This is a genomic window from Granulicella sp. S156 (assembly GCF_009766105.1).
Taxonomy (GTDB): domain Bacteria; phylum Acidobacteriota; class Terriglobia; order Terriglobales; family Acidobacteriaceae; genus Granulicella.
Genome location: NZ_LMUH01000026.1, coordinates 298721 through 310963 on the forward strand (window position 1 = coordinate 298721; position 12243 = coordinate 310963).

Below are 12243 nucleotides of genomic sequence, written 5' to 3' on the forward strand. Positions count from 1 at the left end.
AGAACTCGTAGAGGGAACCGGCACATCAACAGACTCCGAGGCGTAGTTGCGAGTACTAGCCATTAGACGATGCCGGTCATGAGCAAGTTCCTTCTGCTTCTTGTGACTATTCCGCCCGCCCTCTGATAGGTAACTAAATCAACACAAATGGAACGTAGAGACTCAAACACAAAATGGAGCGCAGAAGCTAAATGGAGCGTAGAGGCGCAAACGGCCTCGAGTACAAGCCTCGAAGGGGCGGCATATCTCGCTTGCACGATATGCCGCCCCTTCTCTTTTGCCGTTTTCCGGGTAATTACTTTGCCCCTTGTTGCGCCATCGCTTTGATCGATTCCCCAAAGGGTGCGCGCAACACGCCGCGTTCGGTGATGATGGCCGCGATGTACTTCGCTGGCGTTACGTCAAAGGCCGGGTTCTCGATGCCCACCCCATCCGGGGTCATCTGCTTGCCGTTGGAGTGCGTTACCTCGCGTGCGTCGCGCTGTTCGATGGGAATATCATCGCCGTGCGCCGTCGCGAGATCGATGGTGTTGAAAGGGGCGGCAACATAGAACGGAATGCCATGCTCCTTGGCGAGGATTGAGACGCCGTATGTGCCGATCTTGTTGGCGGTATCGCCGTTTGCTGCGATGCGGTCCGCCCCGACGATGACTGCCTGGACGCGGCCTTTGCCCATGAGGTACGCGCTCATGTTGTCGCATAAAACCGTGGTGGGGATGTTGTCCTTCATCAACTCCCACGCGGTGAGACGGGCGCCTTGCAGGAACGGGCGAGTCTCATCGGCGAGCACGTCGATCTTGTGTCCGGCCTCGATGGCGCCGCGGATAACACCCAGCGCCGTTCCATAGCCGCAGGTTGCGAGCGCGCCGGCGTTGCAGTGCGTCAATACGGTGCCCTCTTTCGGCAGAAGCGCGGCTCCATACGCTCCCATCTGCTTGCAGGCGGCGATATCTTCGTCGTACAGGCGTTGGCTCAGCGCGACAACAGCGGCTTTGATCTCCGGGATGGGGGTGTTCTTCGCGGCGAGTGCGTTGTAGAGATCGCGAACCTGCGCGATGCCCCAGAAGAGATTGACTGCCGTGGGGCGGGTCTTTGCGAGCGTCTCGCAGATGACGGCGACCTCTTCATTCAGCGCCGTCAGCGTCGTCGCGGTGCTGCGGTCGATTCCGATGGCGACGCCCATGGCGGCGGAGACGCCGATGGCCGGTGCGCCGCGCACGATCATGTCGCGGATCACGGTGGCGACTTGCTTGTAGTCAGTGGCGAGAACGTAGGTCTCTTCGAGGGGAAGCTTGGTCTGGTCTAGGAAGTTGACGCCTTCAGGCGTCCATTCGAGGGTAGGAATCATGTCAATTCCAGTTTATCGCGGACAGGGCAGCAGGGAAGAATGTGTCAGAACTTATGCATCTTCGGGGCTGGCTCGATGCCGCTTTGAGGTTCTTGCGCAAGCCCTATGAGTATGCAATCACAACTCTGCCGGGACGGCATAGAGGTCGTCAGGCTGGCCGTAGTTACTGAATTGCCCGCTGGCTCGTCTTGGATTTTATAAAGGAAAAGAAGCGGTGCTGGCAGTCGGAACAGCGGTAAGGCTTGAACATAAAGAGTAGATGTTCGATGGGCTTCCTATGGGAGCGCACCGCCGACCTTGATCCGCAACGGGGGCACTTTCGCAAAACACTCATGCGTGGCACCTCAAACTTGATGTACGGGATTGCTAGCCACAGTATAGGCCCTCGTGCGAGGCCTGTAATTGACGGGGCTATGAATTTAGCCGTTCGAGGTGGCGATAGCCCCCGCTGGCGAAGAAAGCCACAGCAAATACGGTCAGATTGTAGGTGGCGTGCATCAGTGTCGAGCAGGCCACAGAGTGCGTCCGAATGCGCACGTACGAAAGCACAAGGCTGACGAGGTAGAGCACTCCGACGAAACCCCAGGCGTGTGAAAGCTGTCCGGCGTGCAGCAAGGCAAAGGGGAGGCTGGAGAAGATAGCTGCGAAGATGACCGCAGAGCGTGAGTGCCCTGCGCTGTTCTGCCAGCGCTGCAGACCGGCGGGTGTCCGCTCTAATGCCAGCCAGTCATAGGCCGTAGCGAGTGCAGGCAGTAGAAATCCGCGAAAGGCGATCTCTTCCGTCAGTGGCGCGATCAAGACGCCAAAGATAGTAATGAGCCATGCGCCATGGGGAGTGCGCATCAACGTGTCGATGGCGTTATCCGGTGGGGTGGGCAGGAAGCGCTCGCTGAACTGAGCCGCAAAACTCAAAGCAATGGCGCCGGGCACAACCCAGAACCAGCGCCGATGCGCCGCGAGCACGTTCCACTGAATACCCTGAAGAAATGAACGTGCCCAAAGCCGAGGGAACAGCCATACTGCGATAAGCAGCCCAAAGATGTAACCCAGCGCCTGCGCGAAGAGGTCCAGCCCCGGATGCTCTTTGGCTGCCTGAACGGTCGTGATGTGGGCGGCAGAGCCGACCAGCGCTGCAAAAAAAGATATCGAAATGAAGAGCAGCAGGAAGAATAGAAGGGTATGGCCGAGGTGCGGAATCCGCTTCGCTGGCCCGTGGTCTTTTGCCGGGTCGGTGTCGTGCTGGATATCGAGGGCTTCGTTATGTACCGGATCGAGAATGGGAGAGTTGCTCATGGAAGACGGTGATTCTTGAATAGTACGTAGGCCGTGATACGGATGTTCAATCTAGAGAAAATTCTCTAAGCTTTGGCTTTTACTGCCTTCTTTACAACTGCCTTCTTCGTAGGTGTCGTCTTTGCAGAAAGCTTTTTCTGCGCAGCGGATTCCGGTTTTGTCTTCGAAGCAGTTGGTACGCCGGTCTTCTTCTCTGGCGCGATCCACTTCGGCTTTGGCGGTTTCTTCTCCAGATCGGGAAGTTCGATGGGCGGCAGATGCTTGCTGGCGGCCATCGTTCCTGCGCTCTCATAGTAGCGCGCTAGAAACTGTCCGGTGTAGGAGAGTGGCTCGCGAGCCACCATCTCCGGCGGCCCCTGGGCGACGATGCGGCCGCCACCCTCGCCGCCTTCGGGCCCCATGTCGATCAGGTAGTCGGCGTTGCGGATGATGTCGAGATTGTGCTCGATAATCATGACCGTATTGCCGAGGTCGGTGAGTCGATGCAGCACTTCCAGCAAACGTCGTACATCGTCGAAGTGCAGGCCCGTCGTGGGTTCGTCGAGCAGGTAAAGCGTGCGTCCGGTCTGACGCTTGCTGAGTTCGCGGGCGAGCTTCATGCGTTGAGCCTCGCCGCCGGAGAGCGTCGTCGCGGATTGCCCGAGATGGATGTACCCGAGGCCGACGTCGACCAGCGTCTGCAGCTTCTGGTTGACCGCTGGAATATCTTTGAGCACCGGTACGGCATCCTCAATAGGAAGGTCGAGGATGTCGGCGATGGAGTAGCCGTTGAACTTTACCGCGAGTGTCTCCTGGTTGTAACGGCGGCCGTTGCAGACCTCGCACAGCACATAGACATCGGGCAGGAAGTTCATCTCGATGCGGCGCTGGCCTTCGCCCTGGCAGGCTTCGCAACGTCCGCCCTGTACGTTGAAGCTGAAGCGTCCGGGTTTGTAACCACGTTCGCGAGACTCTGGCAGCATCGCGAAGAGGTCGCGGATGGCGGAGAAGACACCGGTGTAGGTGGCGGGATTCGAGCGCGGCGTACGGCCGATGGGCGACTGGTCGATCTGGATGACTTTGTCGAGTTGGGCCGCTCCATGGATGGCCTTGTGCTCGCCGGGTTCCTCGCGTGAACCGTAAAGTTCTTTCGCGAGCGAGCGATACAGGATGTCGTTGACCAGCGTGCTCTTACCCGAGCCGCTAACGCCGGTGATGACCGTCATGATGCCGAGCGGGAAGTGCGCGGTGACATTCTGCAGGTTGTGGGCGCGCGCATCCTGCACCGAAAGCCAGTTGCCGTTGATGGGACGCGGGGCCTTGTCGGGGGTAGGGCGGGTGACGATGTCGATCTTGCCGGAGAGATACTGGCCAGTGACCGAGTTTGGGTTTGCCATGATCTCGGCGGGCGTGCCGGAGGCCATGACAATGCCTCCGTTCTTGCCCGCGCCAGGGCCGAGATCGAGGATGTAGTCCGCCTTGCGCATGGTGTCTTCGTCGTGCTCGACGACAAGAACGGTATTTCCTATGTCGCGAAGGTTTTCCAGCGCCGCAATAAGGCGCTGGTTGTCGCGCTGGTGCAGGCCGATAGAGGGCTCGTCCAGCACGTAGAGCACGCCGCGAAGCCGCGAGCCGATCTGTGTCGCGAGGCGGATGCGTTGGCCTTCACCGCCGGAGAGTGTTGCCGCGGAACGATTCAGCGAGAGATAGCCCAGGCCGACGGCGTTGAGAAACTCCAGCCGCTCGATGATCTCGCGCTGCAAGCGGTCGGCGATGAGACGGTCGCGTCCGATGAACTGCATGGATCGCGCGCCCAGCAGAGCTCGTTCGAGCGAGAGCGAGGTGAAGTCCGCAATCGAAGCGTCACGGCGCGCGTTGGAGCTTTCGATAGGCTCGGTTTCATCCTTCGCGGAAGGCGGATGCGCGGCAGCGTCGGCTAGCGGGATAGTAACCGCGAGTGATTCCGGCCGGAGGCGCTTGCCGTGGCAGCGCGGGCACTCTGTAGCGGACATGAACTGCATCATGTACTCGCGATAGCCCTCGGACTTGGTGTCTTCGAGGGTGTCGCGAAGCCAGTTGAAGATGCCGTGGAAACCGGTACGCCCTACCTCGTTGCGAGGAGGGCCGTAGAGCAGCAGATCCTGGTGCTCCTTGCTCAGGTCTGAAAATGGCTGCTTCAGATTGATCTTGTACTTATCCGCAGCGAGCTTAATGAGCTTGAGCAGATATTGCGAGGCTGAGCCAGGGCCCATGGCTCCATCGAGCAGAGGCTTCGACCAGTCGGTGATGGTTTTGGCGGGGTCGAAGTCGTAGATCGAACCCAGTCCGTGGCACTCCGGGCAAGCGCCATAGGTGGAGTTGAAGGAGAAACTGCGCGGCTCAAGCTTGGGTACATTGATGCCGCAGTCGGGGCAGGCCATCGACGAAGAGAAGAGCGTCTCGTTGTACTCGCCACCCGGCGTTTGCAAGCCGATGAGCACCAGGCCATTCGCCAGCTGGAGCGCCGTGCTGACGGCGGCGGCGAGGCGACGGGTATCGAAAGTGGTCTGGCTGTTTTTATCGAGGTCTAGCTGTTTTTCTTTGTCGGCGAGGGGCTTCAGGATGATGCGGTCGACGATAGCCTCGACGGTATGGTTTTTGCGCTTTTCGAGCCGCATGCCCTCTTCGACTTCGGTGATTTCGCCGTCGATGCGAACCCGATAACCCTTCTTGTCCAGTGCCTCAAGCTCTTCGCGGAACTCACCCTTGCGTCCGCGCACCACCGGAGCGAGGATCGTAATGCGCTCGCCCGGCGAATCCGCGCGGTTGCGCTCCACGATCTGCGCGACGATCTGGTCCGCCGACTGCCTCGAGATCGGGCGATGGCAGTTGGGGCAGTGCGGTTGGCCGACCGAGGCGTACAGCAGCCGCAGGTAGTCGTAGATCTCGGTGATGGTGCCGACCGTGGAGCGCGGTGAGCGTGAGGTTGTCTTTTGTTCGATCGAAATAGCCGGCGAAAGGCCGTCGATGGAGTCGACGTCCGGGCGCTCCATCTGGTCGAGAAACTGGCGCGCGTAGGCTGAGAGCGTCTCGACGTAGCGGCGCTGGCCCTCGGCGTAGATGGTGTCGAAGGCCAGCGAGCTTTTGCCAGAACCGGACAGACCGGTCACGACCGTGAGCGTATTGCGCGGAATGGAGACGGAGACGTCCCGCAGGTTGTGTTGCCGGGCGCCGCGAACGTTGATATGCGTGAGGCTCATGGGAGATCAAATGCCGAATACGGCCAAAACTTTAGGATACAAGGTTCGGGCAGGAAAAGATTTTCAGCGTTGCAGGGGCATGTGTTCCCTGATGGTCAACAGAAACGCTAATTTTTCATCGTCGTAGGACAAAAGTTGCATCAGAATGGTTTGTGGCGGAAAAAATCCGCACTGGGCCATTCTGGTTGATTTGGTTTCGATACGCTTTTGGAGGCGGGTGTTATGGGTTCCCTGATGTTGGTGTGTGCGGTATTGGCGTCATTGGCGCTGGGGGTGCTCCTGGCGTATGGCATCTGCCAGGTGATGTTTCGTGTCTTCCGCGTCCATGCTGTAGCGGCAGCCAAGGAGCGTGTTTCGAACTCCCCGGTAAGGGTTGCAGTCGAAGGCTAAGCCACGCCCTGTAAGTAGTAAAGTGTGTCGTCAATCCCTTATTTAATCTGTGATGGAAGGCCGAGCTTCTTAAAGCTCAGCTTTATTGTGGTTGTGCATGTCTGCGCGCGATATTCGCTCTACGTGCGCGTTCAGCGACCGCGCGGTGACAAAGCAAATGGGTTGATCGCCAGCGGATTTATGTCTTTTGCACCCCATCTAGAACAACAGTCTATTGTGGAACTGCTGCTGGGGTAGTCGACGTCCCGCTCTGTTTCTGCTGTTGCAACTGTTGCAGTTGCTGATAGATCTGCTCCGGTGTCTTAGGCGCGCTTGTCGTACTACCCGCGGGCGGTGGGTTGGGGGCATCGACGATGCCGGAGGTGGGCGGCGTGGTCGATGGAGTTGGAACGGAATCCGTTGAAACAGAGTCCGTGACGGGTAGTGTCGCCGCAGTCGGCGAGGTGTTTGTAGCGCTGCCGTTCACATTATTCAGTGGCTGAGAAATGCTTTGGGGATTGCTACCCGGTTGCGCGTCTTGAGGTTGCGACGAGGCCTGAGTCGCTCCCGGTCTACCAAACCGTGATGGAAAATCGCCACGCTGCCGTGGTCCGGGGAAACCATCATGGTTCTCGCGCACTTCGGAGCCGTCGTCGAAGCCAGGAGCGTTCGGGTTTGGCGGGGTGGGACCGCCATTGCGGGGGGTAAGAATCAGCTCTGCCGGCGCGCTGTCAGCGGATTCGCGCAACAGCATGTTGCTTCCTGTTCCATCGAGCAGCGTTGCCAGAATGGTGGATGGCTCTGCGGGACCGTAGTTGCCGAAGACACGTTCATCGGTCACACCGCCGGTAATCTTCATTCCCGTGAGATTCCCAATCGCGCGAAGAATCTGGTTCAGGCTGGAGTTGTCCGCACGCACGTCAAGCAGGCCTGCAGCGTAGGTCACCGTCGCCCGATGAGCAGGCGTGCTGGGAGCGGATGGGGCCCCGACGGCTGCGATCGGCGCTGGTTGCGCATTGGGCGTAGGCAATGAGGTGGGTGAGGTCGCTGGGAGGGTGGAGGCGTGTGGGTCCACCGCCATCTGCGCGCTCATGCCGCCTGTGGCAAAACCGATGGCGGCCAACGCAAGCGTTGCCATCGGCCAAATCCGCGAGTTGGAAATTGCTGTCATCTTTATGTTGGGACGTGCGGCCTTGCAGGAAGGTAGCCTTGCAGATCAAGAATACGCTGAGAGATCATTCGTTTGACAGCAGACTAGGAACATAAGCAAGGTTGGGCGACTGAGCGATTGGACTTGGGACGGCCACCTTCGTATGCTGTGCGGGGAGCGCCATTCAGACGATGGCGTTGCGAGGTCGATTTGAAACGGATCGGAAACAGCATCGGAACCTTTGTTGGGTTGGATAGGAAGCGCGCGCTGCCGGTTGCGATTGCACTCGCCTTGCTGCCGGTCGTCGCAGTACCAGTTTGCGCCCAAACCTGCACTACTCAGGCGGCGCTACAACCCTCATTGCGCGACACGCTTGCAGGCGCCGCGCAGACGTTGGGGTCGGCGGTCAAGGCGGGCGATACGGCTTCCCTCAAGGCGGCGACCATCGCGGAGGTTGCCAACAACTTCGCACCAACGGAGTACCTCGTCCGGACAACGAGTGCGAAGCTTATTGGCGACACCCTGAGCGTGACTCAGATCTATGCGCTCGATGCGACTGCGCGCAAGTCAGGTGATACGAGCGACGCTGACTTCAGTTGCCCGCTAAAAGGGACCACCTCCGAAACCGATTTCTCCATCGCCGCCCTGCCGCCCGGACGTTACGCGTTTGCGATGGTCGAAGCTGCTGGCGGTGAGCGTCCCTGGTTGTTGTCGTTTCTGTTACAAGATGCGGGAGGGTGGAAGATGGCAGGGTTTTATCCTCATCCGCGTTCCGCTGCTGGACACGACGGCCTCTGGTACTGGGCCGCCGCGCGCGACCACGTAAAGGCGAAGCAGCCTTGGCTGGCCTGGCTGTATTTCAGTCAGGCGGACGAGCTTCTGCGTCCAGCGAGCTTTGTCACCAGTACTCAGCTGGATAGACTGCGTTCAGAACAGCGAACCGCCGCTCCTTCTGAATTCGCCGAATTTGCCGATGGTCCCAGCTCGCGCACACCGCTTGTTGTGAAAACAGCAGATGGTGCCGAACTCCGCTTCACCTCGATTGGCAGCGAGAGTGCCACTGACGATAAGAGTCTTCACCTGGTGCTGCACTATGCGGCGGACACTAGCGCCAATGGCGAGGTTCTCCGCGTTCGCAGTGAGTCCGCCGTCAAGAGCCTGATCGACGCGCATCCGGAACTACGACAGGGATACAGCGCTGTGCTTGTCTTCGGAGATATTCCGCAGCAGAATCCCTCTATTCTCTCTCTGGACATGGACAAGATCCCCTAAGCTGTAAGGGGGAATCGATTCGAAGGTACAGATTAGTGAAAGATCAAGATTCAATTGCATTTGGAGACGATGATGCCAAAAACACAGAAGTCGCTGGCCCAGGCAATCCGCGACCGGCGAGCTACCCCAAGTTTCGATGGCGAGCCGATCCCTGCCAGTGATCTGCGGCAGATTCTGGATGCAGGGCTGCACGCGCCCAGCGGGTACAACATGCAGCCGTGGCGTTTTATCGTGGTGCAGCACCCGGAACAGCGCAAGCGGCTGCGCGCCGCAAGCTATAACCAGGCGAAGGTTGAAGAGGCATCGGCGGTCATCGTTGCCTGTGGTGACCGCGATAGCTGGCGCAAGGATCTGGATGAGATGCTGCGTATGGGCCGTGCCGCAGGGATGCCGGAGAGCTATGCCGCGCAGGCTGCGACCAGCGTTCCCGCATTTATGTCGAGCTTTAGTGACGACCAGATGCGGGGCTGGCTGAACAAGCAGGTCATGATGGCTTTTACATCGATGCTGCTGATGGCCGAAGTGATGGGTTACGATACCGCGCCGATGGAAGGTTTTGAGCAGGCCAAAGTCTGTGAGACATTGAGGTTACCTATGAGCTACTGGGTTGTCGGACTACTGGCTATTGGACACCTCCGGGGAACGGATAAGTATGACGGCGGACGCTTCGATATGTCGCATACGGTCTTCGGCGAAGAGTACGGCAAGCCTCTCAAATAACAGCCCCCTAGTACAGTGAATAGCAGAACATTGGTTGTGAAACGAGGATCTGCGATGAGAACGCTGTTGCGTCTGCTGCTGGTGGTGATTGTGGTCGGCTTACTGGGCGGTCTCGCCTTTTACGAGCGGCCTCTCTGGGTTCTACGTCAGACCACGCATCTGAAGCTGTTTTTGGCACACGTCCACAGCAACTACGTCATGACTCCCGAGGGTCGTGTGCATTATTACGAGGCGGAGCCGGCAATCTCGGGTGGCGGAATTCCATTGGTGCTGGTGCACGGCCTTGGCGACAGTTCGGAGAGCTGGGCGCCGATGCTTATACGGCTCAAAAAAGCCGGTTTCCACGTGTATGCACCGGATCTCCTCGGCTATGGGCGGTCACCGAAGCCCGCCGATAGCGATTACTCCATTGCAACGCAGTCGAAGTTCGTTGCGGATTTCATCCAATCGCTCGGTTTACAGAAGACTGATATTGGCGGATGGTCGATGGGCGGCTGGGTTGTGCTGAAGGTTGCACTAGATCACCCGGAGACCGTGGACCGTGTGGTCCTGTACGACAGCGCAGGACTGTCTTATCAGCCGCAGGACATCGCAACGCTCTTTCATCCAGCCGATGGAGCCGCACTGCAGCGGCTCGCCGATCTACTGGAACCTCATGGAGGGACGGTGCCCCGGTTCGTAAGGCGGGATGCATTGAGAACCTTTGCGGCGAATCAGTGGGTTGTCGACCGCGGTATGCAATCCATGCTGTCCGGTAAAGATGTGCTGGATACGCGTCTCAATACGCTTAGCCAACCGCTGCTGATTGTGTGGGGTAGCGACGATGAGCTGTTGCCGTTGTCGGTGGGACGGAAGTTCCACGATCTCGATCCACGATCCGAACTGGATATCGTGGAGGGTTGCGGACATCTGGCTCCCAAGACGTGCCCCGCTAAAGTGGCATCGGCCACAGCGGATTTCCTGAAGTCTGATCCTGCTCCCTCAGGTGGCACGCGCACGCTCGCCCACATGCACTGATTCAGGGAGTTGCTGCAGCCTCGGGATTCCACTGGAACGCGCCGGGCTGCGGCAATCCCATATGCTGCAGCACCCGGTGAACGTAGTTGCGCGCGATGTCCTCGACTGTCTGGGGATGGTTGTAGAACGCGGGAATCACTGGAAAGATTGTGGCTCCAGCTTCGGTTGCCGCAGCCATATTGCGGATATGGATGAGGTTCAGCGGCGTTTCCCGTACGCACAGCACCAGCGGACGCCGTTCTTTCAGGCAGACATCGGCAGCGCGTTCGATCAGGTTGCCAGCCAGGCCATGGGCGATGCCGGCAAGTGTTCCCATGGAGCAGGGGAGAACGATCATTCCATTGCTGGGATAGGAGCCGCTGGCGATCGGTGCGCCAATGTCTTCGTGCGCGAGCTGTACGATCTTCGCGGAGCTTCGGCCAAGGAGCTTTTCTGCCAGAGTGTTGCGTCCGTTGATGCCGGACTCCTCTGCCAGCACGCGCAGAGCACTGGAGGAGATGACCAGATGGACGCGTGTCACGCGTTCGTCTGCATCTAATGCGTGGAGCATCTCACGCGCGAAGAGGGAACCGCTTGCTCCGGTAATCGCCAGCGTCAGATTTCGGTTGCCTGGGTTTGCAAAAAGCATCGAAGTTGATTATCGCTCAAAGATTCGGCGCCTTTGTGCGCGACATTTTCCGGGAAGACGACGTTTAATGGAATAAGTAGTGGTGCGCTCCAGCAAAAACGGGGTGTTTCCGGAGTTATACGTGTACGGTAGCTACGCTCAGGGGGACATCGATGAGAGCACAGGAAAGGCATTGGCGGCAGTCAGACGCCAGGGCATTTGGCCCAATGAGCGGCTGTGGCCAAATTGTAGCCTCAGTGTGTCTCCTTTTGCTTCTGAGCGTGTCCGCGAGGGCCTCGGTTGCGGTCCTGGTGGAGCAGCCCTATGGAGGGCTGTCCAGAATCAACCCGGCCGGTCATTCTGCTGTCTATCTGGATCATGTGTGCGCTGAGTCTCCCGTGAAACTGCGGGCCTGCCGTGAGGGCGAAGTGGGTGTGGTTATTAGCCGCTACGATGGCATCGACAAATACGATTGGCTCGCCATGCCTCTAGTCACTTACCTGTACGCAGTGGATTCTCCCGACCAGATTCCCGAAACGATGGACCGTGCAGGGGAGATTCAGATACGGGATAGGTATCGCCGCGCACATCTCGAAGAGATTGCGCCCGACCTCCCTGATGGGAAAGCTCCTTCAGGGAACTGGTATGAGTTGGTGGGGTCGGCATATGACCGCACTATCTATGGCTTCAGTGTGAAGACAACTCCTGACCAGGACGCGGAGTTGATTGCAGTATTCAATGACCGCAAAAATGTCGAGCGCTACAACGGAGCGTTTATCAACTGCGCTGACTTTGCTCGCGTAACGATCAATCGCTTCTATCCCCACGCGATTCGCCGCAATTTTATTGGTGACTTCGGCATTACATCCCCGAAGTCGGTGGCGCGTGGGCTGGCGCACTATGCCGCGAAACATCCGGAGGCTGGTCTTCAGGTGTTTGTGATTCCGCAGGTGAAGGGGGAGCTTCCGCGAAGCCATCCCATCGAAGGCGTGTCCGAGAGCCTGTTGAAGAAGTACGGTCTGCCGCTGGTAGTGCTTTCGCCAACGACAACGGCGGCGATCCTTGTCGCCTATATCAGTCATGATCGTTTCGCCATGCCGAAGGATGCGCCCCAGCTGGACCTGCATGAGGCCGAGATTAAGAGCGTACAGGTCCCCACGCCGATCGCGCCTTCTGGAAGGGTCCCATTACCGCCAGCAAATGTGTCCGCTACGACTCCGTCGGGTGGTGTTCCAGAGTAGCGGCGGCT

At 58.7% G+C, this 12243-nt stretch carries 10 protein-coding genes; 5 read left to right on the forward strand and 5 right to left on the reverse strand.

Annotated elements, in window-relative coordinates; genetic code table 11:
* Positions 1-295: 295 nt before the first annotated feature.
* The 3 genes from mtnA to uvrA form a co-directional block, all read right to left on the reverse strand.
* Positions 296-1348: an S-methyl-5-thioribose-1-phosphate isomerase gene (gene mtnA, locus GSQ91_RS22800; RefSeq protein ID WP_158824055.1), complete on the reverse strand. Its 1053-nt coding sequence runs from the start codon at positions 1346-1348 to the stop codon at positions 296-298.
* A gap of 411 nt (positions 1349-1759) precedes the next feature.
* The gene (locus GSQ91_RS22805; RefSeq protein WP_158824056.1) at positions 1760-2641 is read right to left on the reverse strand and encodes a CPBP family intramembrane glutamic endopeptidase; all 882 of its coding nucleotides are present in this window, start codon (positions 2639-2641) and stop codon (positions 1760-1762) included.
* A gap of 65 nt (positions 2642-2706) precedes the next feature.
* Positions 2707-5859: an excinuclease ABC subunit UvrA gene (uvrA, locus tag GSQ91_RS22810; RefSeq protein ID WP_158824057.1), complete on the reverse strand. Its 3153-nt coding sequence runs from the start codon at positions 5857-5859 to the stop codon at positions 2707-2709.
* Between the two features lie 222 nt (positions 5860-6081).
* On the opposite strand from uvrA, the gene GSQ91_RS22815 reads away from it, so the two are divergent.
* A complete protein-coding gene (locus tag GSQ91_RS22815; protein WP_158824058.1) occupies positions 6082-6249 on the forward strand; it encodes a hypothetical protein in 168 nt (55 codons plus the stop codon).
* 211 nt (positions 6250-6460) lie between these two features.
* Here GSQ91_RS22815 and GSQ91_RS22820 read toward each other — a convergent pair whose 3' ends face one another.
* Entirely contained in the window at positions 6461-7366 is a 906-nt protein-coding gene (locus GSQ91_RS22820) for a hypothetical protein (RefSeq protein ID WP_158824059.1), read from the reverse strand.
* Between the two features lie 222 nt (positions 7367-7588).
* Between GSQ91_RS22820 and GSQ91_RS22825 the strand changes: the two genes are divergently transcribed.
* From GSQ91_RS22825 to GSQ91_RS22835, 3 genes are all read left to right on the forward strand, one after another.
* Positions 7589-8650: a hypothetical protein gene (locus GSQ91_RS22825; protein ID WP_158824060.1), complete on the forward strand. Its 1062-nt coding sequence runs from the start codon at positions 7589-7591 to the stop codon at positions 8648-8650.
* 72 nt (positions 8651-8722) lie between these two features.
* Positions 8723-9370, forward strand: coding sequence for a nitroreductase family protein (locus tag GSQ91_RS22830; protein WP_158824569.1), 648 nt, complete (start codon positions 8723-8725; stop codon positions 9368-9370).
* Between the two features lie 54 nt (positions 9371-9424).
* On the forward strand, positions 9425-10387 hold the full coding sequence (locus tag GSQ91_RS22835; protein ID WP_158824061.1) for an alpha/beta fold hydrolase: 963 nt from the start codon (positions 9425-9427) through the stop codon (positions 10385-10387).
* A gap of 1 nt (position 10388) precedes the next feature.
* On the opposite strand, the gene GSQ91_RS22840 is transcribed toward GSQ91_RS22835, so the two are convergent.
* Positions 10389-11015: a UbiX family flavin prenyltransferase gene (locus GSQ91_RS22840; protein WP_158824062.1), complete on the reverse strand. Its 627-nt coding sequence runs from the start codon at positions 11013-11015 to the stop codon at positions 10389-10391.
* 236 nt (positions 11016-11251) lie between these two features.
* On the opposite strand from GSQ91_RS22840, the gene GSQ91_RS22845 reads away from it, so the two are divergent.
* A complete protein-coding gene (locus GSQ91_RS22845; protein ID WP_254064838.1) occupies positions 11252-12235 on the forward strand; it encodes a hypothetical protein in 984 nt (327 codons plus the stop codon).
* Positions 12236-12243: the final 8 nt, after the last annotated feature.